This is a genomic window from Streptomyces sp. NPDC093094 (genome assembly GCF_044754345.1).
In the GTDB taxonomy this organism is placed as follows: Bacteria; Actinomycetota; Actinomycetes; order Streptomycetales; family Streptomycetaceae; genus Streptomyces.
Window position 1 is genome coordinate 266,995 of the sequence record NZ_JBIVOX010000010.1, and the last position, 22,744, is coordinate 289,738.

The following is a 22,744-nucleotide window of genomic DNA, read 5'->3' on the forward strand; positions in this document are numbered from 1 at the left end:
GGCCGGCGCGGGACAGCCGCCCGGCCGGCGCGGAACGGGCCCGACTCGGCGGCGGATCAGGGGACTTGGGTGCGCCGGCATGCGAGCTGGTTCGTACCAACCCCTTGACGCGGTCTTTCTGTCACCTCTTAAATCACGCACTGAAATAAGACGGGAGAAGACATGCCCCCCACATCGAGACCCCGCCGCGGCCCGCTGGTCGCGACCTTCGCGGCCGCCGCTCTGGCCGCCCCGCTCCTCACCGCCCTCCAGCCCGCACAGGCCGCGGGCGTCTCCGCGGCCGCCGCCGCCCTGCCCACGAGCTGGTCCACCGTGGCGAACAGCGGCAGCGGCAAGTGCCTGGACGCCCGCGCGGCCGCCACCGTCAACGGCACGGCCGTGCAGCAGTACGCCTGCAACGGCACCACCGCGCAGCAGTGGAGCTTCACCCCCACCTCCGACGGCCACGTCCGGATCGGCAACCGCAACGACTCAGGGCAGGTGGTCGATGTCAGTGACGTCTCCAGCGCCGACAACGCGGCCGTGCACCTGTGGTCGTACGGCGGCGGCGAGAACCAGCAATGGCTCCCCGTCGACGAGGGCGGCGGCGCCTATCGCTTCGTCAACCGGCACAGCGGCAAGTGCCTGGACGTGCCGTCCGCCTCGACGGCCGACAGCGTCCAGCTGGTGCAGTACACCTGCAACGGCACCGCCGCCCAGCGCTTCCAGGTGGCCCCGGTGACGCCCGCGCCGGGCGACGCCGACCTCGGTCCGAACGTGGTGGTCTTCGACCCGTCGATGCCGTCGGCCACGATCCAGAGCAGGCTGAACCAGATCTTCCGGCAGCAGGAGACCAACCAGTTCGGCTCGCAGCGCTACGCGGTGCTGTTCAAGCCCGGCACCTACAGCAACGACGTCAACGTCGGCTTCTACACCCAGGTGCTGGGCCTCGGCCAGTCACCCGACGCGGTCACCGTCAACGGCGCCGTGCACGTGGAGGCGGACTGGTTCCCGCCGCAGAACGCCACCCAGAACTTCTGGCGCGGAGCGGAGAACCTCTCGGTCAACCCCACCGGCGGCACCGACCGCTGGGCCGTGTCGCAGGCGTCCGCGTACCGGCGCATGCATGTGCGCGGCAACCTGGAGCTCAGCGACGGCGGCTGGTCCAGCGGCGGCTTCATCGCCGACAGCAAGATCGACGGCCAGGTGCGCTCCGGCACCCAGCAGCAGTGGCTGACCCGCAACTCCCAGCTCGGCAGCTGGACCGGCTCCAACTGGAACATGGTCTTCGTGGGCAGCCAGGGCGTCCCCGGCAACACCTTCCCCAGCCCGCCCTACACGACGGTGGCACAGACCCCGACCGTGCGGGAGAAGCCGTTCCTGTACGTCGACTCCGCGGGCGCCTACCGGGTGTTCGTGCCCGCCCTGCGGGCGAACTCCGCCGCCACGAGCTGGGCGAACGGCAGCGCCGCGGGCACCTCGCTGGGCCTGGACCAGTTCTACGTCGTCAAGCCCGGCGCGACCGCCGCGCAGATCGACGCGGCGCTGGCCGCGGGCAAGAACCTGCTGGTGACGCCCGGGGTCTACCACCTCGACCGGACACTGCGGGTGACCCGGCCCGACACCGTCGTCCTCGGGCTCGGCCTGGCCACCTTCGTCCCGGACAACGGCGTCACCGCCATGACCGTGGCCGACGTGGACGGCGTGAAGATCGCGGGTGTCCTGTTCGACGCCGGGACCGTCAACTCGCAGACGCTCGTGGAGATCGGTCCGGCGGGCGCCGCCGCCGACCACGCCGCCAACCCGACCTCCCTGCACGACGTGTACTTCCGCGTCGGCGGCGCGGCCGTGGGCCGGGCCACCACCAGCCTCGTCGTCAACAGCGACGACGTCATCGGCGACCACATGTGGATCTGGCGCGGCGACCACGGCAGCGGCATCGGCTGGAACTCCAACACCGCCGACACCGGGCTCGTGGTCAACGGCGACGACGTCACCATGTACGGCCTGTTCGTCGAGCACTACCAGAAGCACCAGACGATCTGGAACGGCAACGGCGGGCGGACGTACTTCTACCAGAACGAGATGCCCTACGACCCGCCGAACCAGGCCGCCTGGATGAACGGCTCCACCCAGGGCTACGCCGCCTACAAGGTGGCGAACTCGGTCACCAGCCACCAGGCGTACGGGCTCGGCAGCTACTGCTACTTCAACGTGAACCCGTCCGTCACCGCCGAGCACGCCTTCGAGGCGCCGAACAACCCGAACGTCCGCTTCCGGAACATGGTGACGGTCTCCCTCGGCGGCACGGGGACCATCCGCCATGTCGTCAACGACCGCGGCGGCCCCTCCGACTCGTCCACCAACGTGGCCAATCTGGTGAACTACCCGTGAGGCGTCCCGCCGCACGGCTGCTGACGGGACTGGCGCTGCTCCTGGGGCTGTCCACGGCCCCGGGCGGCGCCGGCCCCGGTCGGCTGGGCTTCCACGTCTCGGCGTTCACCACCGACGTCGGCGGTGCCGCGGTTCCTGATCGACGGGCTCAAGTGGCTCGGCGACGTCCCGGTGTCCGACGGCCCCGTCCTCCTGGCGGCGCACCCCTGAGGCCGGGGAGCGCCCGGCCGGTCACCGGGTGAAGCGGTCCAGCAGGGCGTCCAGGCCGGCCGCCAGGCCGTCGGGGCCGCCGCGGTCGGCCAGGGCCGGCGCCACACGGCGCAGCGTGGGCAAGTCCTGCGGAGGCATCCGGTGCAGGCCGAGCCGGAACGCCGGGTCGGACTCGTCGGGGTTGTCGACCATCGGGCGCAGCTCGGCGGAGAGATAGCCGAGGAGCCAGGCGGTGACGGCCTCGAAGGCGGCGGCGGTGCGGGTCTCGTCGAGGCCCGCACCCTCCAGCAGGGCCAGGACCCGCTCGTGCTCCCTGAGGACCGCGAGCGGGCGCCGGGCCAGCGGGACCGCCAGCATGCGGGTGGTGAGCAGCGGCACGGCCTGCGGATGGGCCAGGAAGACGTCGTAGGCGGTCCGCGCGATCCGGTGCAGTCCGGCCCGCCAGGGCTCCTGTCCCCCGGCCTGCGGGTCCTCCTGCGGTGCGGCCTCCAGCCGCTGCTCCAGCTCCAGGTACAGCGCCTCGACGAGGCCGTCGAGCAGGGCGTCCTTGCCCTCGGCGTAGCGGTAGAGGGCCATGGCCTCCACGCCCAGCTCGGCGCCGAGGCGGCGCATGCTGAGCGCGGACAGGCCCTCGCGGTCGACCAGCTCCAGGGCGGCGGCCAGCACCCGCTCGCGGCTGAGCCTGCCGTAGTGGCCGCGGTCGCTGGCGCGGCGTGCCGGAGCTCCCGGCTCGCTCCCGTCGTCCGTCGCGACCCGCTCTCTCGCCATGCCTCGCCTCCGGGAAGGTCGACCGTCTCTCCTGCTGACCCCGTGTACCCTTTATGCACCCTTTGGAACAGAGCGTATGCATACAGCGTACATCTCAGAGCGCGAGCCTTTCGGGACGGGGACCCTCACCGAGGACCCAGCGCGCCACCTCGGGCGGAACGGCCGCGAACCGGGTGCCGGGCAGCACTCCGAATCTGCGGCACCAGGCCACTGCGGGCTGCGGCGGCTCGGCCCGGCCGCCCATCCGGGTGACCAGCACGCTGCCGGCCCGGGTGGCGACACGTACGCCGCCCTCCTCCATGGCGAGCACCGTGCCGGGCGGGCCCGCGGGTTCGTCGCGGCGGGGCGGGCGGGTGCGCCAGACCATCACGCGCTCGCCGTCCAGGATGCCGAAGGCTCCGGGGCACGGGCGCGTCAGAGCACGCACCCAGTCGTGCACGGCACGCGGCCGGCGGTCCCAGTCGATGACGCCCATGCCGGCCGTGCGCCGGGGCAGCACGTCCCCTGCGGCCGGGTCCTGCGGTCTGCGCGGCGCGGTGCCGGCCAGCAGGGCGGGCAGGTGGGTGAGGAGCATGTCGGCGCTCGCCCGGGCGACCCTGTCGCACACGGTGGCACAGGTGTCCTCGGGGCCTATGTACAGCCGTCGCTGGTCGACGATGTCGCCGGTGTCCGCGCCGGGTTCGAGCAGCAGCATCGTGCTGCCGGTGACCGTCTCGCCCCGCAGGATCGTCCAGTTGACGGGAGCGCGGCCGCGGTGGTGCGGCAGCAGAGAGGCGTGGAAGCCGACACAGCCGTGGCGGGGCACGGACAGCAGTTCACGGCCGAGCGGCAGGGACCAGCCGACGACGACCACCAGGTCCGGCCGCAGCGAGCGCACCCGCGCCGTGAGGGCGGGGGTGTCGGGCGCGTCCGCGCGCAGCACGGGGACGCCCGCGGCTTCGGCGGCGTCCACCAGCCCTGTGCCGCGGGAGAGCCACGGGCGCTCGGCCCCGGGCGGGGTGATCACGGCCGTCGGCCGGACCAGCGGCGAACGGACCAGGGCCATCAGTGCCACCCGTGCCTCGCGCGCGGCGCCGATGAGGACGACACGGCCCGGACCTGGTGCAGGGACGGGACGAGCGGATGCTCTGCGCATGACGACTCCTTCCAGGTCATGACGACATCGGCGCTCGGGCCCCCGGGGGGGCCGCTGCGGGAGGGCGGCCGGGCCGCGGGCTCGCGGCGGCGGTCATACCGGCCGGGGCGTCTCCTCCGTCCCGACGAGGTGGCTGAAGGCCAGGGCATGGGTCCGGGCGACGTGCGGATCGTCGGTCTCGGCGGCCATCGCGGCGAGCTCCGCCAGCACGGCGTCCGGCCCGCAGGCGTCGGGCAGGCCGAGCCGGTGCAGCACTCCGGCGAGGAAGTCGTGGACCAGGCGCGGGAACCAGCCGCTGCCGTGCAGGGCGTAGGCCAGGGCGGCGCCCGGCGGGCCGGCGACCAGTCCGTGATGGCCCGGCACCCGGTGGCCGGGGTGGGTGCGGCCGGTGAGGTACCCGCAGTAGGACACGACGAACCGGGCGGGGTCGGCGAGCGGGCTGCCGGTCGTGCGAGCGTGCTCCCAGTCGACGACGCCCGAGATCCGGCCGTCACGCAGCAGAAGGCTGCCGGGACGGAAGTCGCCGTGCACCACGCCGAGGGGCGCGAGATGGCGGCGCAGACCGCGGCGCAGACGGTGGAACCGTGCGAGCACGGGCGGCGGCAGCAGGTCCTGGAGCGCCTCGGCCGTACCGGGCCGCAGATCCAGGGGGCCGAGCGGGCCGGCGGTCGCGGACTGCAGGTCGGCCAGCCAGTCCGCGGCGGCCGCGAAGTCGGCGCGCACCGGGCCGGGCCGGGCGTGATGGCCCCGCCGGTGGCAGGCGACCTCCATGGACACGCCCGGCAGGGCGTCGGTGGCCAGGGCCGCCAGGCCGTTGTGGCGCAGCAGCCCCAGGACGGTCGGGACGGCCGGGCGGGCCGCGCCGAGCGGCAGAGCGGCGACGGCCCGCAGGCGTTCGTTCTCGCTCAGGACCGACCGGGCGGCGCGGTGGTCGGCCGGTATCCTCACCGCCACCACCGGGCGGGTGCCGCCGGGCGGGAACACCAGCAGGAGCACCCGGCCGGCCTGTTCATGGCTGCGGTCGATCAGCACCACGGGTCCGGCGGCGGTCAGCCGCCGGATGTCGCCGGACGTCCGGCGGACGGCGCCGGCGTGGTCGTCGGGAGGGGTGACGGCGAGCGGGGGCAGTCTGCGAGGGAGGGAGGGCACGGCGAGCGCCGCGCTGGCGGCCGGGTACCACCAGGCAGGCAGCGAAGGCGGGACCGCCAGCAAGGACCTGCGGACGTAGTGCAGCACCTCCGGCCGGTCCTCGGCCACCACCAGGGGGTGCCGCCTGGTCGGCAGGGCCACGTACCGCCTGCCGGACGGCAGCAGTTCGTGCAGCATCCGCTCGCCTGCGGTTGCCTGCGCCGTCGCCATCACGGACTCCTCGGGGTGATCCGTGCGCCGTACGTTTACGACGTATATATACACTTTCGAGCGCTGCGCTCCGCACGTCAAGCGGAGTGATCGCCGCACAGGCCGGCCGGGCGCGGGGCCGCTTCCGCCGGCCGTCCCCCTGCTCTCAGGCGCCTCCCGCCGGCGCACCGAGCCGCGGCCGGCCAGGGGCATGCACGGTCCAGCCGGCCGCCCTCCAGGCCCCGGGGTCGAGGGTGTGGCGGGCGTCGACCAGTGCCGGGGTGCGGACCACGGCGGCCAGTGCGGCCGGGTCCAGCTCCCGGTACTGGGGCCACTCGGTGAGGTGCAGCACCACGTCGGCCTGCTCGCACGTCTTGGCCACGTCGAGGGTGAACTGCAGCGAGGGACAGACGGCACGGGCCTTGTCGACGGCCTCGGGGTCATGGATCCGGACCTCGGCGCCCAGCTGCCGCACGTGCTCGGCGACGGCGAGCGCCGGCGAGTCCCGGACGTCGTCGCTGTTCGGCTTGAAGGCCGCACCGAGGACCGCGACGTTGCGCTCGGCGAAGCTGCCGCCGACGAGCCGCCGGGCCAGCTCGACGATGCGCCGGCGCTGACGTGTGTTGATCGCGTCGACCTCGCGCAGAAACGCCACCGAGCCGCCCAGGCCCAGCGCCTCGGCACGGGCCGCCAGCGCGCGGATGTCCTTGGGCAGGCAGCTGCCGCCGAATCCGAGGCCCGGCGCCAGGAAGCGGTGCCCTATGCGCGTGTCGGCGCCCATCGCCTCGGTCAGCGTGAGCACGTCGGCGCCGGTGGCGTCACAGATCTCGGCCATGGCGTTGATGAAGGACACCTTCGTGGCGAGGAAGGAGTTCGAGGCGAGCTTGACCATCTCGGCCGTGGCCGGATCGGTGGCGATGAACGGCGCTCCGGCGTCGAGCAGGGGCGCGTACATCTCCCTCAGCCGCGCCTCGGCCCACGGTGAGCCGGTGCCCACGACGATGCGTTCGGGCCTCATGGTGTCCTGGACCGCGCATCCCTCGCGCAGGAACTCGGGGTTCCAGGCGATCTCGGTGCCCGGCAGCCGCGCGGCCAGCTGCGCCGCCGTACCGACGGGCACCGTCGACTTGCCCACGATCAGGGCGTCGTCGGACAGATGAGGCGCCAGGGCGTCCGCGGCCGCCTCGACGTACCGCAGATCGGCCGCCCCCGAGCCGGCCAGCGGCGGCGTGCCGACGCAGAGGAAGTGCGTGCCGGCGAACCGGGCGGCCTCGGCGGGCGAGGTGCCGAAACGCAGCCGTCCCGACTCCACTCCCCGCTTGAGCAGGGCCCCCAGGCCCGGCTCGTAGAAGGGCGGGCGCCCGGCGGCGAGTTCGGCGATCCGCTCCGCGTCGACGTCCACGCCGAGGACGTCGTGGCCGAGTTCGGCCATGCAGGAGGCATGGACGGCCCCCACGTATCCGGTACCGATGACGGTGAGGCGCATGGTGATCTCCGTGAGCGAGTTCAGGAACCGGTGAGGGGCGGTCCGAGCGGATCGCGGTGGCACACGTCCACGGCCGTGCGCACGACCTGCCGGCCGGACCGCCGGGGTCCGCGGGGGCGGCCAGGGGTCCGGCCGCCCCGTGCCCGGCCGGGTCGGGCGCGCCCGTTCACGGCCGTCGTGACGGCCGGGCGCTCGCGCGCGGGCCCGAAGGCCCCTGCGGGGACACCGGCGATCCGCACATGGCGCCGCTGCGGGTCCCTCCCCGTGCGGTGAGCGGGGCGCGCCGCCCGGCACCCGCCTCTGTGGCGATGTACAGGGCCTTGACGCGGGGCGGAAACGGCGGCACGGACGGCACGTCCGTGGATGCCGCCGCCAGGTGTGCCGCGCCGGGGACAGGGGTCCCGTTCCGCATGGTGATCACCGCCGGCTTAAGCCGTATGTTTACGATGTACACGTACATCATCACCCCGTCGGCGGTTCTGGTCAACAGGGCTCAGGACACAGGGAGAACACCCTCAGGCGAGCGGCAGCCGCATCAGGGTCAGGTCGAGCCAGCGCCCGAACTTGACGCCGGCCTCGGGAACCGTGCCGACGTGCTGGAACCCGAACCGTTCATGGAGCCGGATCGACGCCGCGTTCTCCGCCTCGATGCCGGCGACGACCGAATGGTGGCCGGCCGCGCGGGCCGAGTCGACGAGGGCGGCCAGCAGCGCGGAGCCGACCCCGAGTCCGTGCCGGCCCTCGCGGACATAGACCGAGTTCTCCACGGTGTGCCGGTATCCGTCCAGCGGCCGCCACGGGCCGTAGACCGCGAAGCCGACGATCTCGCCCGCCGTCTGCGCGACGAGCGCCGAGCCGCGCTCCAGGTGCACCGCCAGCCACGCCTCCCCCTCGGCGGGGGTCTGCGGCGTGTCGGTCCACAGGGCCGTGGAGTGCTCGATCGCGTGATTGCGGATCGCACGGACGGCTTCCGTGTCACCGGCGTGCGCCGGACGCACTTCCACGACCGGCGCTCTCTCGTATATTGGATCCATGTCCAACATAGTAGATCCCCTGGTGGGGCAGATCGCGGCGCGCGTCCGTACCGAACGGGAACGCCGCGGGTGGACCCTGGCACAGCTCGCCGACGCCTCGGGGGTCTCCCAGGCCATGATCAGCCGGATCGAGCGCGGGGAGAGCAGCCCCACGGCCGTCGTCCTGGGCAAGCTGTCGGCCGCCTTCCAGCTCAGCGTCGCCTCCCTGCTGGCCCTCGCGGAAGGCCGGCACACCGAAGCGGCCGCCGGCGCGGACCCGGCACCCGGAGTGCGCCGCCACGGCGAGGCCGCCCGGTGGCGCGACCCGGACACCGGCTATCTGCGCCGCCAGATCAGCGGCCCCCGCTTCCCCGCCGAGATCGCCGAGATCCGGCTGCCCGCCGGCGCCACCGTGCCGTACCCGGCCGCGGCCTTCGCCTTCGTACGCCAGGTCGTGTGGGTCCTCGACGGCCGGCTGACCTTCCAGGACGGCGACACGGTGCACGAACTCGACGCGGGCGACACCATCGAGCTCGGCGAGCCCGCCCCGCGCGTCTTCACCAACGGCACCGACAGCGAGTGCCGTTACGTGGTCGTCCTCGCCCGCGACGCGCGGCCGTGACCCGCTCCCTGGCCCGGGGCGGCACGCTGCTGCTCGCCTTCGTCGCGGCCTCCGCCATCGCGAACAACTACGCCCTCCAGCCCGCGCTCACGGCGGTCGCGGCCGACCTGGGCGTCCCCACGGCGGTGATCGGCCTCGTCCCGACCGCCGCGCTGACCGGCTGCATGGCGGGCTTCGCCCTGCTGCTGCCGCTCACCGATCATCTCGCGCCCCACCGTCTGGTCGCCGCCCAGCTCACCGCGCTGGCCGCCGCGCTCTGCCTCGCCGCGTCGGCGTCCGCGCCGGTGGTCCTCCTCGCCGCGTACCTGCTGATCGGCGCGGCGGCGAGCGTGGCCGCGCAGGCCGGCAGCATCGTGGGGCGGCACGCCCCGGACGGACGCCGGGGGCGGGGGATCGCCACCGTGGCCGCCGGCATGTCGGCCGGCATCCTGCTCAGCCGCCTGGCGGGAGGCGCCCTCGCCGGCCTTCTCGGATGGCGGCCGATGCTCCTCGTCTTCGCGGCGCTCGCCCTGGCCTGCGCGGTGGCCGCCGCCGTTCTCCTGCCACGGCAGCGCCCCCGGTCCGAGCGCGGCTACCGGGCCACCCTCGTCTCGCTCCCGCCGCTCCTGCGCCGTCATCCCGAACTGCGGCGTGCCGTGGCCGCGGGCGGACTGTGGTACGTGGCCTTCAACCTCGTCTGGGTGGCCCTCGCGCTCGCTCTGGCCCGGCCGCCGCACTCCCTCGGCCCGGCGTCCATCGGCCTCTACAGCCTGGCCGGGCTGCTCGGTTTCACCGTCCTGCCGCTCACCGGGCGCCTCACCGACCGGTACGGGCCGCGGACGGTGATCACGGCCTCGCTGCTGGCGGCCGCGACCGGGACCGCCGTCCTCACCACCGGCCTCGGCACGCCGCTCCTGACCGCCTGCGGTCTCGCCCTCTTCGACGCCGGCTGCTTCGCCGCCCAGGCCGCCAACCAGAGCCGTGTCATCGCCCTCGATCCGGCGCGCGCCGGCAGCCTGAGCAGCGTCTATCTCGTCCTCTACTTCACGATCGGGACCCTCGGGACCGCCCTCGCGGCACCGCTCCTCGGCCTGCTCGGCTGGCGGGGCACCGCGGCCGTCGCCCTCGCCGCGGTGCTGCTCGCCGCGGTCACGGCCCGCGCCGGATCCGGCCGCCCCCACCGGCCTCGCCCGGGTGCCGTCCATGACACCGAAAGCCGTCGGCCGGACCGTCACGGCAGCGGCCCCGGCTGACGGCCGGCGCCGCCGGGAGGTCAGCCGGTGACGCGGCGCCGGTGGACGCGGGCCTCCCACGGACGCAGGGTGTACGGGTTCGTGAGGGGCGCGGGGGCGGGGACGTTGGCGAGGAGCGTCTCGGCGGCCTCCCACCCGTCGGGCAGGCCGACGGCGAGGCCGGTCCCGCCGAAGTTGGCGAGCACGAGCAGTTCGACGCCCCGCTCCCGGTCATGGCGGGTGAAGGCGTAGAGCTGCTCGTGGTCGGGGTGCAGCATGTGGAAGTCGCCGTGGGTGACGGCGGGTTCGGTGTGGCGCAGCTCGATCAGCCGCCGGTAGTGGTGGAACACCGAGTCGGGGTCGGTGAGCTGCGCCTCGGCGTTGACGTGCTCGTGGTCGGGGTTGACGGCGATCCACGGGGTGCCTGCGGTGAAGCCGGCATGCTCGGTGGCGTCCCACTGCATGGGGGTGCGGGCGTTGTCGCGGCCCCGGGCCCGCAGCCCGGCCAGGATCTGTTCCTCGTCGATGCCGAGGGCGAGCTGGTCGCGGTGGTGGTTGAGGGACTCGATGTCGCGGAAGTCCCCGATGGAGGCGAACGGGGCGTTGGCCATGCCCAGTTCCTCGCCCTGGTAGACGTAGGGGGTGCCGCGGTGCAGGTGCAGCACGGTGGCCAGCAGCTTGGCGGACCGGTCGCGGTGGGCGGGGCTGTCGTCGCCGAACCGGGAGACCACCCGGGGCTGGTCGTGATTGCTGAAGTAGAGGCTGTTCCAGCCCCTTTCGCCGAGGCCGGTCTGCCAGCGGCCGAGGCTGGCCTTGAGGTCGGTGAGCCGCAGCGGGCGGACGTCGAACTTCCCGCCCGGGCCCTGGTCGAGGCCGACGTGCTCGAACTGGAAGACCATGTCGACCTCGCGGCGGGCCGGGTCGGTGAACAACCGGGTCTCCTCCACCGTCACGCCGGGCATCTCCCCGACCGTCAGCAGCCGGCGCGGGCGCCCGGCGAAGACCTCGCGGTGCATCTCGGCCAGGTGGTCGTGGATGCGGGGGCCGCAGACGTAGTGGGCGCTGCCGTCGCCGTACCGGCCGCCCTCGTGCACGGGACCGTCGGGCAGGCCGGGCGTCTTGGAGATCAGGTTGATGACGTCCATCCGGAACCCGTCGACGCCCCGGTCCAGCCACCACCGCATCATCGCGTACACCGCCTGCCGCACCTCGGGGTTGTCCCAGTTCAGGTCGGGCTGCTTGCGGGAGAACAGGTGCAGGTAGTACTCGCCGCCGGCCTCGTCGTAGGTCCAGGCCGGGCCGGAGAAGAAGGAGCCCCAGTTGTTCGGCTCGGCGCCCGGCGTGCCGGGTTCCCTGCCCTCGCGCGGGGGTCGCCAGATGTACCAGTCGCGCTGCGGCCCGCCGGGTCCGCCGTCGCGGGAGGCGGTGAACCAGGGGTGCTCGTCGCTGGTGTGGTTGACGACCAGGTCCATCACCAGTTTCATGCCGCGCTCGTGCACGGCGGCCAGCAGCCGGTCGAAGTCGGCGAGTGTCCCGAACAGCGGGTCGATGTCCTGGTAGTCGCTGATGTCGTAGCCGTTGTCGTCGTGCGGCGAGGGGTAGACCGGTGAGAGCCACAGCACGTCGACACCGAGCCGGGAGAGGTGGTCGAGGCGCTCGATGACGCCCCGGAGGTCACCGATGCCGTCCGCGTTCGAGTCGGCGAAGCTGCGGGGGTAGATCTGGTAGACCACCGCGTCGCTCCACCAGGAGTCGGCAGGGCCGGTCACGTTCTCGGGCGGTTCTTCGGGCAGTTCTTCGCGCACGTCGCCGGGCAGGCCGTCGGGCATGTCGGACCTCTTCTGCTGCGGGGGTCGGTCGGGACGGGGCCGGGGCGGGGTGCCCGCGGCCGGCCTCGTTCATTTCATCGGCCCTCCGAAGAAGCAAGAAGGCGTGAACGCGGCACGCTGTCCGGTTTCCAATGATTTGACTGGCCGTCAGGCGGGCATCCCCTTCCCGGGACGCATCCGGAACCACGACTCGGCTCCCCCGGCCTCACGTACGCGTCCCCCCAGCCACTCCGGCACAGAAGGTGCCTCCCCCCACCCGCGCCCCCGTCCGCTGTCGCGGCATCCCATACGGCCACCCCTGCGTAACCGCGCATCGAGTGGACGGCCGACTCCGCGACACACACGGCGGGCACGGTCGCATCGACTCCTGGTAGCTGACGTAGCTGAAAGGGCACTCCGTATGAGCAACCGCACGGCACGACGCGCACTGGTCGGCGGGGCGTTGGCCGCCTCCCTGACCGCCGGCACGGTCGCCGCCTCGGTGGAGGCCGGCCCGGCGGTGGAACGAACGGCGGCGGAACGGACGGTGGCGGAACGGGCGGCGGCCGGCGCCTCCGCGAGACTTCCGCTCGGCCCCGCCACCCTGACGGAGACCCGGACCTCCCGGCAGGTCGCCGCGGGTGTGACGCACATCGCGATCGAGCGCGGCCGGCGCTGGGCGGGCGACTTCTGGACGATCACGGTCGGCGTCGGCACGACCGAGGCCGAGGTCGCACGGCTGGAGGACAAGGTCCGCGCCGCCGGTTACCAGCCGCGGCGTGAGGCCACCGCGGGACCGGACCCCCGCGGTCCCCGCAGCCGGCCGCTGGGGTGGCTGGTGCGGGTCGGCCGGTACACCGACGAGAGCGCCGCCGGCCGGGCCCGGACCGAGATGATCTCCCGGGGACTGACCGCCGTCGTCCACCACACCGACGAGGACGGACACCCCACGACCGGCCCCTGGTCGGTGGACGTGCTCGTGATCGACCCGGCGAGGTTCCGCGGCCGGCTGCGGTCCGAGCTGGCCAACGGGATCGTCCCGGGCCGCGAGACCACCAGCTCGACCGCCCGTCGCACCGGCGCGCTCGCCGCGGTCAACGGCGGCTTCTTCGTCATACCCAGCGGCAGGACGACTCCCGGCCCCTGGCTGGCCGGGACCGACGGCGACCTCGCCGGCATCTCGGTGGTCGGCGGCCGGCTCGTCTCCGAGGCGGTGGGCGACCGGCCCGCACTCGTCGTACCGTCCGACTCCGGCCGGGGCACGGCGGTGCGCCGGCTCCGCACCAGACTGTCGGTGCGCGCCATGGACGGCACCACCCGCCAGGTCACCGGTCTGAACCGGCAGGCGGGGCTCATCGTGAACTGCGGCGGCGTCGGGACCGCCACGCCGTTCTCCCGCCCGGCACAGGAGTACACCTGCGGCAACGCCAACGAACTCATCGCCTTCGACCAGAAGTTCGGCACCACCGCCCCCGAGGGCACCGGCCGGCAGGCCACCCTCGACGCCGACGGCCGGGTGACCGCCGTACAGGACAGCCGGGGCGGCCCGGTGCCCGCGCGGGGCACCGTGCTGCAGGGCACCGGGACCGGCGCCCAGTGGCTGCGCGACCACGCCCGGGTCGGAGCGGTGCTGTCGGTGCACCGCGCGGTCGTCGACGCGGACACCGGGGAGCAGTTGTCCCTCACCTCGAGGACCTCGGTCGTCAACGGCGCCCCTCTGCTGCTGCGCGACGGCCTGCTGGCCCTCGACCCGGTGCGGGACGGCTGGAGCCCCGAGGACATCGGCGACGTGGACCGCGCGGCCCTGTACAACGCCTGGTACCTGCGCCGCGCTCCGCGCACCGCGGCCGGTGTCACCAAGGACGGGCGCATCGTCCTGCTCACCGTCGACGGCCGCCGGCTCGGCCACAGCGCCGGTCTGACCGTCCCGGAGACCGCCATGGTCATGCGCAGTCTCGGCGCGGTGGACGCGGTCAACCTCGACGGCGGCGGCTCCACGACGATGGTCGTGAAGAACGCCCTCCAGGGAACTCCCAGCGACCGCACAGGCGAGCGTCCCGACGGCGACGCCCTCGTCCTGCTGCCCCCGGCGGCCGGGTAGAACTCCGGGCACGTGCCCCGGGCCGGGGCGGGAGCCCGGCCGGGGAACCGGTCATCCCGTCGTGTCCTCCCCGGCCGGTTCGACGCGGCTCACGGTCGCGGCCCAGACGACCGTGGAGGGCGCCTCGACCGACACGGTCCCCGGCCGGTGCTCGGTGGACAGCGCGAACTCGTTCTGCACCTCCGCCGGTTCCCCGGAGGTGCAGGTGTGCGGGAAGGACACCCCCATCGCGGGGAGGTCGACCGTGACCTTCCCCTCGCCGAGGCAGCTCACCGCGACGACGAGGGCCCTGCCGCGGGCGCCGCCGGTGTAGGCGAAGACGGCGTTGCCCCGGGTCGGCTCCTGCCGGCCGGCGAGGGATTCACCGAGGCTCGCGTACAGGCTGGGCGGGGTGACGACGGCCGGTTCACGGGTCGCCGGGTCCGCCGACGCCGACGCCGAGGCCGGAGGGGCCGGCGCCGGATCGGCGGGGCGGGTGCCGGTGGTGTGCTGCGGGGCCGTGCAGGCAGCGGCGGCCAGCACGGACAGCAGTAAGACTGGGGTCCGCCCGAGGCGGGTCACGTTTCGCACGTCCCTCACGCTAGGCCGGGGTCCGGCGCGGCCGGACCGTTCTGAGCAGAACCTGAGGAAACCGCCCTCGGCAGAGGGCCCCTGGCGATGAGAACCGGCCACCCGGTGTCCGCCGAACCGCTCGGCCCGTCCCCTCAGGCGACCCGACGGGCCAGCACCTGTCCCGGCCAACTGCCGCTGAGGAAGGACTCGGTGGGGGTGAAGCCGCAGCGCTCGTAGAAGGCGACCAGCTCGCCTCCCCCGCCGGCCCAGCAGTCGACCCGCAGCAGCCGCACACCCGCCCGCCGGGTCTCCACGACGGCGTGGGCGAGCAGTGCGGCACCGACGCCCCGGCCGGCGTGGCGGCGGTCGGAGACCAGCAGCCGGACATACCGCTCGGGTTCCCCGGCCGGCGGGATCGGCATCTGCGGGCTGGGCCCCGAGTCCAGCACCAGTGCCCCGACGGGTCTTCCGTCCAGCTCGGCGATGTGCGGCGCGTTCTCGGTCAGATACCGCTCGACCCGCTCGGTCCCGCCGGGCTTTCGCGAGTACGGCGTCGTCCCCCACTGCTCCGTGTTGCCGCGCCCGTTCATCCAGACGATCGCGGCGTCGAGCAGGGCCAGCACGGCCGGGGCGTCGGACAGGACGCCCGGCCTGATCCGCAGGGAGTGCGTGGTGTCGTTCATGGTCCGAGCCTATGGACCGGCGCCGGCCCGCCCTTCGGCGGAGGGCGCACCGGGCGCGCGGCGGCCCGGCCCGCGAAGGCCACCGCCGCCGGCCTCGGCCGCGGTCGATTTCCTGACGTCGTCGGCACCGAGAGGGCATGGGTCATGACGACGTCGGCGACGGGTGCCACGCGGAGCCGGTACGCCGTGGAGAGCGGGTACGGGCCCCCGCACGGAACTCCACGGCAGCCGCCGGGAGGTTCGCCGCCCGGGTGGGGCGGACGCGCACGGAGCCGCAGGAGTTCATGTCCGGCACGCCGGCCCGGGCCGGCCCCCGGGGGCCGGCTTCCTCCGGACACCGGCGGGGAACGCGCCCTCGTCCCGGGCCGCACCGAGGACACCGACTCCATGTAGCAGCCAACTGGTTAAGGTGTCACCGACCGGTTCACCAAGAAACGGTCAAGAAGCCGCACCAGACCGGAGGACAGACGTGGGCGCTCCACGCATGAGCAGTACACCGTTGCCGGGCATCGGGGTCCGCTACGACCTGACCACCCGTGAGCATCGCCGGCTGTCGGTGGTGGCCCAGCGGGACGGCACCCGGACCCTGAGCGCGTACGCGAAGGACGACCCCGATGCCTGCGCGATGTCGGTACGGCTCACCTCGGGCGAGGCGGAGACGCTGATCGACGCCCTGATGCCGACGCATCACAGCCCGAACCTGCTCTCGACGACCGAGCTGGGCCTGGTGGCGGAGCGCGTCGAACTCTCCGTGGCCTCCCACTGGAACGGACGGCTGCTCGGCGACACCCGGATGCGCACCGAGACCGGCGTGTCGATCGTCGCCGTGCTGCGCCGGGCCGAGGCGATCCCCTCGCCCGGACCGGACTTCCGGCTGGCCGGCGGGGACACTCTGATCGTGATCGGCACCCGCGAGGGCGTGGACGCCGCCGCGACGATACTCGGCCGGGAGTGATTTCCCGATGCACTCCTCCGCCGTCTTCCTGATCGAGTTCGGCGCGATCATCCTCGGCCTGGGGCTGCTGGGCCGGTTCGCCGCACGTTTCCAGTTCTCCCCGATCCCCCTCTACCTGCTCGCCGGGCTCGCGTTCGGCGAGGGCGGCCTGCTGCCGCTCGGCTCCAGCGAGGAGTTCGTGGCGATCGGCGCCGAGATAGGCGTCATCCTGCTGCTGCTCATGCTGGGCCTGGAGTACACGGCGAGCGACCTGGTCTCCAACCTCAAGACCCAGTACCCGGCCGGACTGGTGGACGCCACGCTCAACGCGCTGCCGGGTGCCCTGATGGCCCTGCTGCTGGGCTGGGGACCGGTCGCCGCGGTGGTGCTGGCCGGAGTCACCTGGGTCTCCTCCTCCGGAGTCATCGCCAAGGTGCTCGGCGACCTCGGCCGTCTGGGCAACCGGGAGACCCCGGTGATCCTCAGCATCCTGGTGCTGGAGGACCTCTCCATGGCGGTCTATCTGCCCATCGTGACGGCCCTGCTCGCCGGGGCCGGGCTGGCGGCGGGGAGCGTCACCCTCGCCATCGCGCTCGGCGTCGCGGCGCTGGTCCTGCTGCTCGCGGTGCGCTACGGCCGTCATGTCTCCCGCTTCGTCTCCAGCGACGACCCGGAGAAGCTGCTGCTGGTCGTACTGGGGCTGACTCTCCTCGTCGCCGGTCTCGCCCAGCAGCTCCAGGTCTCGGCCGCCGTCGGCGCGTTCCTGGTCGGCATCGCGCTGTCGGGCGAGGTCGCCGAAGGCGCCCACAACCTGCTGGCCCCGCTGAGGGATCTGTTCGCCGCCGTGTTCTTCGTCTTCTTCGGCCTGCACACCGATCCCTCCACGATTCCGCCGGTGCTGGCGCCCGCGCTCGCGCTGGCCGTGTTCACCGCGGCGACCAAGATCGCCACCGGGTACTGGGCCGCGCGCCGGGCGGGCATCTCCGCGAAGGGCCGCTGGCGTGCCGGTGGCACCCTCGTGGCGCGCGGCGAGTTCTCCATCGTCATCGCCGGTCTCGCGGTGACGGCCGGCATCGAGCCCTCGCTCGGCCCGCTGGCGACGGCGTACGTCCTGATCCTGGTGATCCTCGGCCCGCTCACGGCCCGCTGGACGGAGCCGGTGGCGACGCGCCTGACGAGCCGTCTGCGCGGCGCGGCGGTCTCCCGGTCCGGGCCGGCGAAGGACGCCGGGCCGGAGATCCCCGAAGCGGTGCGGCCGCTGGAGGACCAGGACACGGCCGGCCGGCCGTGACCCGCGTCCGTCGGCCCCTCCTCGGGCGAGGGGCCGACGGACCGGCAATTCAAAAAGAGTCGAATGCTGAATTACTTCATAAATGCTTGATATGGCATGTATGTCCGAATTGCCCTATGACGTGTCGGACGTCACTGGCCCTGCGCTTGCAGATCGGAATTTTCTCGCGCAGAGTTCATGACCATTCGGTCGCCATTTCCCATCTGCCGGGAATGGCGCGACTGTCGCGAGGGGGGCGAAAGGTCACGCGTACATGCCAATGAATTGCACAACTGACACACCTCGACATCGCCGCCCCCGTGCGACGCGCATGAAACTGGGAATCTTCGCGCTCGCCGCCGTCGCGCTCGCCGGCGGCGTCTCCGTACAGGCGAACCAGGCGGAAGCAGCCGCCCCCGGCGTCGTGGTCGATTCCCTGTCCGTGTCGGCGGCCCCGGACGGACAATTCAAAGCCACCGCAAAGGTGCACAGCACCAGGACGATCAAACTGCAGGCGCTCACGGTCGCCGTGCGGTCGGCCGGCAATTCTCATTACGACTTCCCCGGAGCCACCGCGACCACTCTGGGAAATCGGACCACGACCTACACCTCGGGCTCCCGCGCATTCCCGGCGGGCAATTATTCATATTTCGTTGCGTACAAGTTCCAGGGCAGCTGGCGCAGTCTCTCTCCGGTGAAATCCTTCACCTCCGGATCCCCGTCCACACCGACGCCGACGCCGACTCCCACCCCGACGCCGACTCCCACCCCGACGCCCACACCGACCCCGACGCCCACGCCCACGCCGACAGCGACCACCGCGCCGCCTTCGGCCGCCGCCGGTCCTGTCGGCATCGCCGGCTCATGGCGCCCGGTGTTCAGCGACGAGTTCAACAGCACCGCTCTCGACGGGTCCAAGTGGAACTCGAACTGGTTCGGCTGCCCCGGGTGCGTCACCAAACCGATCAACTCGGCCGAGGGGTCCGCCTACTCCCCGTCGCAGGTCTCCGTCAGTGACGGATCGCTCCACCTCAAGCTCATCGAGAAGCCGACCACGGTGGACGGGAAGACGTATCCCTACCTTTCCGGCATGGTGACCAGCAACGGCAAGGCCCAGTTCACCTACGGCGCTTTCGAGGCCCGTATCCACACGCCCTCGATCGGGACGGAGATGGCCAACTGGCCCTCCTTCTGGACGGACGGGCAGAACTGGCCGGAGGACGGCGAGATGGACGTCCTGGAAGGCTTGGGCGGATCCGCCTGCTACCACTTCCATTCCACGGCGGGCGGTCCGGGCGGGTGCGCCTCCGGCACCTATTCCGGCGGCTGGCACACGTTCGGCGCCGAATGGAAGCCGGGTTCCGTCACGTACTACTACGACGGCAAGCAGGTGGGCCAGATCACCACCGGGATCACTTCCTCCCCGATGTATCTGATCCTCAACAACGCCATCAACCCCAAGCACAGCGACACCAATGTGGTTCCCGCCGACATGATGGTCGACTACGTGCGGGTCTGGCAGCACTGACCGACCGGACACACCAGGGCGCCGGCCGCCTCGCGCGGCCGGCGCCCCACGTCGTCGTACGTCAGGACGGTCCGGCCACGGCCGCCCGCTCCGGCTCCCGGACCACTGCCTGCGCCTCCGACGCGAACCAGTCGACCGTGCGCCGCAGCCCCTCCGCCAGCGGCACCCGCGGCTGCCAGCCGAGCCCCTCGCGGGCCCGGGTGATGTCAGGGCGCCGGCGGACAGGGTCGTCGACGGGCAGCGGAAGATGGCGCACCTCGCTGCCGGACCCGGTGATCCCCGTCACCAGCTCCGCCAGTTCCAGCACCGTGCGCTCCTCCGGATTGCCCAGATTGAACGGGCCCGGCTCGATGGAGTCGAGCATGGCCAGCAGACCACGGACCAGGTCGTCGACGTAGCAGAAGCTCCGTGTCTGGGTGCCGTCGCCGAACACCGTCAGCGGCTCCCCCCGGAGCGCCTGCCTGATGAAGCTGGAGATCACACGGCCGTCGTGCGGACGCATGTGAGGGCCGTACGTGTTGAAGATCCGGACGATCCCGGTGTCGACACCCCGGCTGCGCCGGTACGCCATGGAGAGAGCCTCCGCGAAGCGCTTGGCCTCGTCGTAGACGCTGCGGGGGCCTATGGGATTGACATGTCCCCAGTAGTCCTCGGCCTGCGGATGCACCGCCGGATCCCCGTAGACCTCACTGGTGGACGCCAGGACGAAGCGTGCCTTCCGGCTCTCGGCGAGCCGCAGCATGTTCTCCGTCCCCCGGCTGCCGACCGCCAGCGTCTCGAGCGGATGGTGGTGGTAGTCGGCGGGGGACGCGGGAGACGCGAGGTGCACGACGGCATCCACCGGCCCGAAGACACGGAACCGCTCCGTGACGTCGCACGGGGCGCAGTGGAAGCCCGGCCTGCGTATCAGACGGGCGACGTTGGCCTTGCGGCCCGAGGAGAAGTTGTCCAGACAGACGACGCTGTCACCCCTGCGGAGCAGTTCCTCGCACAGATGCGACCCCAGAAAGCCGCTGCCACCGGACACCACGACGCGCATGAGACCCTCCTGCCGCTCAGCCGTCAGCGACGCTTACGCCATACAGGACGTTTACGACGTATACATACATTGTCACCCCTCGGCGGTCCGGGGTCAACGTGCGTCGGACGGAGGTCCATGGGCCCGGCGCCCCGGCGGCCCCATGATCCGGCCGGTCACGGGGAGAGAGGCGCGCCGTCGGACATGGCGTCGACGGGGTGGCGGCGAGCCCCCGGCCGACGGCAGCCGGACGGGCCGGAGCGCTCCGGCCCCAGCAGGCGCCCCGCCACCAGCGCCGCGAACCGGACCGCCTCGGCCGTGGCCGGCAGGAGATCGTCCCGGCAGAGCCAGGCCCGCTCGGTGGGCCGCTCGCTCAGGAGGTCGGGGGGCAGCCGGCGCTCATGGCGCAGCCACGCCGCCACCGACGCGAAGTCCAGCTGGCCGGCGACGAAGACCCGTCCCTCGGCCTGGGCGCCGCACGGCACGGTCCGGCCGGTCAGGTCGAGATGCATGGCACGGACGACATCCACTCCGTGGACGTTCTCGAAGAGGCGGAACTGGGCGCCGGTACGCGGGTTGAAGTCGACGAGCTTGTACTGCCCGTCCCGGCGGTCGTAACGCCAGTCGAGATCCGCCAGTCCGCTGTATCCGACGCGGCGGCACAGCCGCTCCGCCAGGCGGGCCAGTTCGGGGTTGCGCAGCGCCACCGCCCGGGCGGTCATCCCCGCGGACGGAGGCCAGGAGCGCAGTTTCAAGCCCGTGAACAGCACGCGCGGCACACCGCCCGCCCCGCAGTAGAGGTGGGTGATCCAGTCCTCCGCCTGCCGTCTGGGGATGTACTCCTGCACGAGGACGGGCGGCGGCGCGGCCTTCGGGAACCGGTCGAGCAGTTCCCGTTCGTCGGACACCGCGGTGGTGGTGCCGCTGACGGCCGGAGTGCGGAGCCGGCTGAACGGCGCCAGGTTCTTGAGCACCAGCGGATAGCCGAGCTCGCGGCCCGCGTCGACCAGTTCGTCGCGGCTCTCCGGCGCCCGCGACCGCGGCGAGGGCACACCGATTTCGGTGCAGATCCGGTGCAGGCTCGCCTTGCAGGCCAGCAGGCGCGGCAGAGGGGCCGGCACGGGCGGGATCAGGAAACACTCCTTCAGCCGGCGGGCGTGCTCCGCGAGCAGAACCGCCGCCTCGTCGTCGGTCGGCACCGCCACACAGCGGGCGCCGATCGCCCGGCCGATGGACAGGAGGCCGTCCACGAGCCGCTCCGGTTCCTCGCAACCGGTCGTCGGCCACACGATCCCGCTCGTGAGATGGCGCGAGAGAGCGACCGGCGTGAAGCGGTCCTCGACCACGGCGTGGACCGGGACGCCCAGCCGCCCGACCGTGCGCACCACGCCCAGACTGCCGTGGTGCAGCGGGTAGTTGCCGATTCTGGCGAGGAGTACGGGCACACCGGTGTCCAGCAAGAGGACCACCCGCCCCCTCTCCGGGAACCTTCCCTCGAAAGGGATTAATATGGACAAAGTCTATTGATCCGCTCGACAGCGACAGATCGCCCATCTCCATTGTCTCCGGCAAGCGCGGGCCGTGTCGCGGCCCGGCAAGGTCTGGTATGAAGACACCCGCCAAGCTGTCCTCGCTCTCCGGTCTGCTGCCCCTCTACTTCCCGAGAGCGCTGGCCGGGCTCGACGACCGCCTCCGGGCTCACTGGCTCGTACGCGGCGCCGGTCCCAGGGACATCACCGTGGTCCGGCGCCCCTCCCTGCCCAAGGCGGGCCTGCTGGTGTTCGAGCTGCGGCGCGATACGGGCAGCCTGGTGGTCAAACACCCCAGGGACGAGGCCGGGGCCGCCGTCACGGCGCGGGAGCGGGAAGTCCTGCAGGAGCTCGACGCCGACAGCCGGCTCGCCCCCTGGCGTGCCCTCCTGCCCCGGGTCGTCGGCTCGCCCGGGCCCGCGGGGACCGTCGCCCAGACCACGCTCCCGGGCGTCCCGGCGGAGCGGCTGGTCCTGGACTCCCCTGACGACCCGTACGCCGTCGTGGCTCCCGCCCTGCGCCTGCTGGCGGATCTGCGGGCCGCCACCGGACGCCGCCGCGAGGCAGCCGACAGGGCCTCCGCCTGGTACGAGTCGCAGCTGGCGGATCTCGCCGCCGGAATGCCCCGTTACCGGTCCGGCCGGCGAGCGGCCCAGTTCGAGGCACTGCGTCACCGGCTGGGCGCGGCCCTGGACGGCGCCGTGCTGACCGAGGGCTGGACCCATGGCGACTACCACCCCGGCAACGTGCTGCTCGGCCGCGTGCCCCTCCAGGTCACCGGTGTCTTCGACTGGGGCAGCGGCTGCGCCGACGGGCCGTGCGAGGTCGACGCCTACACCTTCGTCCTGGCCCTGCGCAGCACCCTCACCGGCCGCCCCCTGGGGGGCCTGGTCGCCGAGACGCTGAGCGCCGGCCGGGTACCGGACGCCGACCGCGCGCTGCTCGCGCTGGCCGGACTGGACCCGGACCACGGTGTCACCGACCCGGCGGCGATCCCCCTGCTGAGCTGGCTGTGGCACGTGACGAACAACGTCCGCAAGTCTCCGAGGTTCGGCCACAGCTACGGGTGGCTCACCCACACGGTCGCGCCCGTGCTCGACGAGTGCGCCCGCTGGGCCGGTGCGCGGCCGTGACGGCCTCGGCGCGCTCGAGACCGAAGGAACGG

General features: G+C 73.0%; 18 protein-coding genes. 8 read left to right on the forward strand and 10 right to left on the reverse strand.

Translation table 11 applies throughout. The features are described 5' to 3' along the window. Positions 1–162 precede the first annotated feature (162 nt). Positions 163–2,373 carry an RICIN domain-containing protein gene (locus ACIQGV_RS23365; protein ID WP_402497038.1) on the forward strand — a complete coding sequence of 737 codons (2,211 nt, stop codon included), beginning with the start codon at positions 163–165 and terminating at the stop codon, positions 2,371–2,373. A 231-nt stretch (positions 2,374–2,604) separates the two neighbouring features. On the opposite strand, the gene ACIQGV_RS23370 is transcribed toward ACIQGV_RS23365, so the two are convergent. From ACIQGV_RS23370 to ACIQGV_RS23390, 5 genes are all read right to left on the reverse strand, one after another. Next, positions 2,605–3,351 carry a TetR/AcrR family transcriptional regulator gene (locus ACIQGV_RS23370; protein ID WP_402497040.1) on the reverse strand — a complete coding sequence of 249 codons (747 nt, stop codon included), beginning with the start codon at positions 3,349–3,351 and terminating at the stop codon, positions 2,605–2,607. Positions 3,352–3,445: 94 nt separating this feature from the next. Then, positions 3,446–4,486, reverse strand: coding sequence for a methionyl-tRNA formyltransferase (locus ACIQGV_RS23375; RefSeq protein ID WP_402497042.1), 1,041 nt, complete (start codon positions 4,484–4,486; stop codon positions 3,446–3,448). Positions 4,487–4,579: 93 nt separating this feature from the next. After that, on the reverse strand, positions 4,580–5,845 hold the full coding sequence (locus ACIQGV_RS23380) for a phosphotransferase (protein WP_402497044.1): 1,266 nt from the start codon (positions 5,843–5,845) through the stop codon (positions 4,580–4,582). Positions 5,846–5,990: 145 nt separating this feature from the next. After that, positions 5,991–7,310 carry a UDP-glucose dehydrogenase family protein gene (locus tag ACIQGV_RS23385; RefSeq protein WP_402497046.1) on the reverse strand — a complete coding sequence of 440 codons (1,320 nt, stop codon included), beginning with the start codon at positions 7,308–7,310 and terminating at the stop codon, positions 5,991–5,993. Between the two features lie 515 nt (positions 7,311–7,825). Then, positions 7,826–8,344 carry a GNAT family N-acetyltransferase gene (locus tag ACIQGV_RS23390; protein WP_402497048.1) on the reverse strand — a complete coding sequence of 173 codons (519 nt, stop codon included), beginning with the start codon at positions 8,342–8,344 and terminating at the stop codon, positions 7,826–7,828. Here ACIQGV_RS23390 and ACIQGV_RS23395 point away from each other — a divergent pair. Then, complete coding sequence (locus ACIQGV_RS23395) at positions 8,343–8,945, forward strand: helix-turn-helix domain-containing protein (protein ID WP_402497050.1); 603 nt, start codon at positions 8,343–8,345, stop codon at positions 8,943–8,945. The two genes, ACIQGV_RS23390 and ACIQGV_RS23395, sit on opposite strands and share 2 nt — an antisense overlap. Further along, positions 8,942–10,177, forward strand: coding sequence for an MFS transporter (locus tag ACIQGV_RS23400; RefSeq protein ID WP_402497052.1), 1,236 nt, complete (start codon positions 8,942–8,944; stop codon positions 10,175–10,177). Before ACIQGV_RS23395 ends, ACIQGV_RS23400 begins: the two co-directional genes overlap by 4 nt. 20 nt (positions 10,178–10,197) lie before the next feature. Here the strand turns inward: ACIQGV_RS23400 and ACIQGV_RS23405 are convergent, their stop codons facing one another. Beyond that, entirely contained in the window at positions 10,198–11,985 is a 1,788-nt protein-coding gene (locus tag ACIQGV_RS23405) for an alpha-glucosidase (protein WP_402497053.1), read from the reverse strand. Positions 11,986–12,385: 400 nt separating this feature from the next. On the opposite strand from ACIQGV_RS23405, the gene ACIQGV_RS23410 reads away from it, so the two are divergent. After that, positions 12,386–14,065 (forward strand): phosphodiester glycosidase family protein, encoded by a 1,680-nt coding sequence (locus ACIQGV_RS23410; protein ID WP_402497055.1) that lies wholly within the window; start codon positions 12,386–12,388, stop codon positions 14,063–14,065. Positions 14,066–14,116: 51 nt separating this feature from the next. Here the strand turns inward: ACIQGV_RS23410 and ACIQGV_RS23415 are convergent, their stop codons facing one another. Next, the gene (locus tag ACIQGV_RS23415; RefSeq protein WP_402497056.1) at positions 14,117–14,635 is read right to left on the reverse strand and encodes a hypothetical protein; all 519 of its coding nucleotides are present in this window, start codon (positions 14,633–14,635) and stop codon (positions 14,117–14,119) included. A gap of 134 nt (positions 14,636–14,769) precedes the next feature. Beyond that, the gene (locus tag ACIQGV_RS23420; RefSeq protein ID WP_402497057.1) at positions 14,770–15,300 is read right to left on the reverse strand and encodes a GNAT family N-acetyltransferase; all 531 of its coding nucleotides are present in this window, start codon (positions 15,298–15,300) and stop codon (positions 14,770–14,772) included. Between the two features lie 484 nt (positions 15,301–15,784). Between ACIQGV_RS23420 and ACIQGV_RS23425 the strand changes: the two genes are divergently transcribed. The 3 genes from ACIQGV_RS23425 (at position 15,785) to ACIQGV_RS23435 (ending at position 19,032) form a co-directional block, all read left to right on the forward strand. Next, positions 15,785–16,255, forward strand: coding sequence for a cation:proton antiporter regulatory subunit (locus ACIQGV_RS23425; RefSeq protein ID WP_402497059.1), 471 nt, complete (start codon positions 15,785–15,787; stop codon positions 16,253–16,255). A 7-nt stretch (positions 16,256–16,262) separates the two neighbouring features. Next, positions 16,263–17,525 carry a cation:proton antiporter gene (locus ACIQGV_RS23430; RefSeq protein WP_402497060.1) on the forward strand — a complete coding sequence of 421 codons (1,263 nt, stop codon included), beginning with the start codon at positions 16,263–16,265 and terminating at the stop codon, positions 17,523–17,525. A 310-nt stretch (positions 17,526–17,835) separates the two neighbouring features. Beyond that, positions 17,836–19,032, forward strand: a complete 1,197-nt coding sequence (locus ACIQGV_RS23435) for a family 16 glycosylhydrolase (protein WP_402497062.1) — start codon at positions 17,836–17,838, stop codon at positions 19,030–19,032. 61 nt (positions 19,033–19,093) lie between these two features. Here the strand turns inward: ACIQGV_RS23435 and ACIQGV_RS23440 are convergent, their stop codons facing one another. Next, entirely contained in the window at positions 19,094–20,071 is a 978-nt protein-coding gene (locus ACIQGV_RS23440; protein WP_402497063.1) for a UDP-glucuronic acid decarboxylase family protein, read from the reverse strand. Between the two features lie 155 nt (positions 20,072–20,226). Further along, positions 20,227–21,519, reverse strand: a complete 1,293-nt coding sequence (locus ACIQGV_RS23445; protein ID WP_402497064.1) for an ATP-grasp domain-containing protein — start codon at positions 21,517–21,519, stop codon at positions 20,227–20,229. Positions 21,520–21,656: 137 nt separating this feature from the next. Here ACIQGV_RS23445 and ACIQGV_RS23450 point away from each other — a divergent pair, with 137 nt between their 5' ends. Then, on the forward strand, positions 21,657–22,712 hold the full coding sequence (locus ACIQGV_RS23450) for an aminoglycoside phosphotransferase family protein (protein WP_402497065.1): 1,056 nt from the start codon (positions 21,657–21,659) through the stop codon (positions 22,710–22,712). Positions 22,713–22,744: the final 32 nt, after the last annotated feature.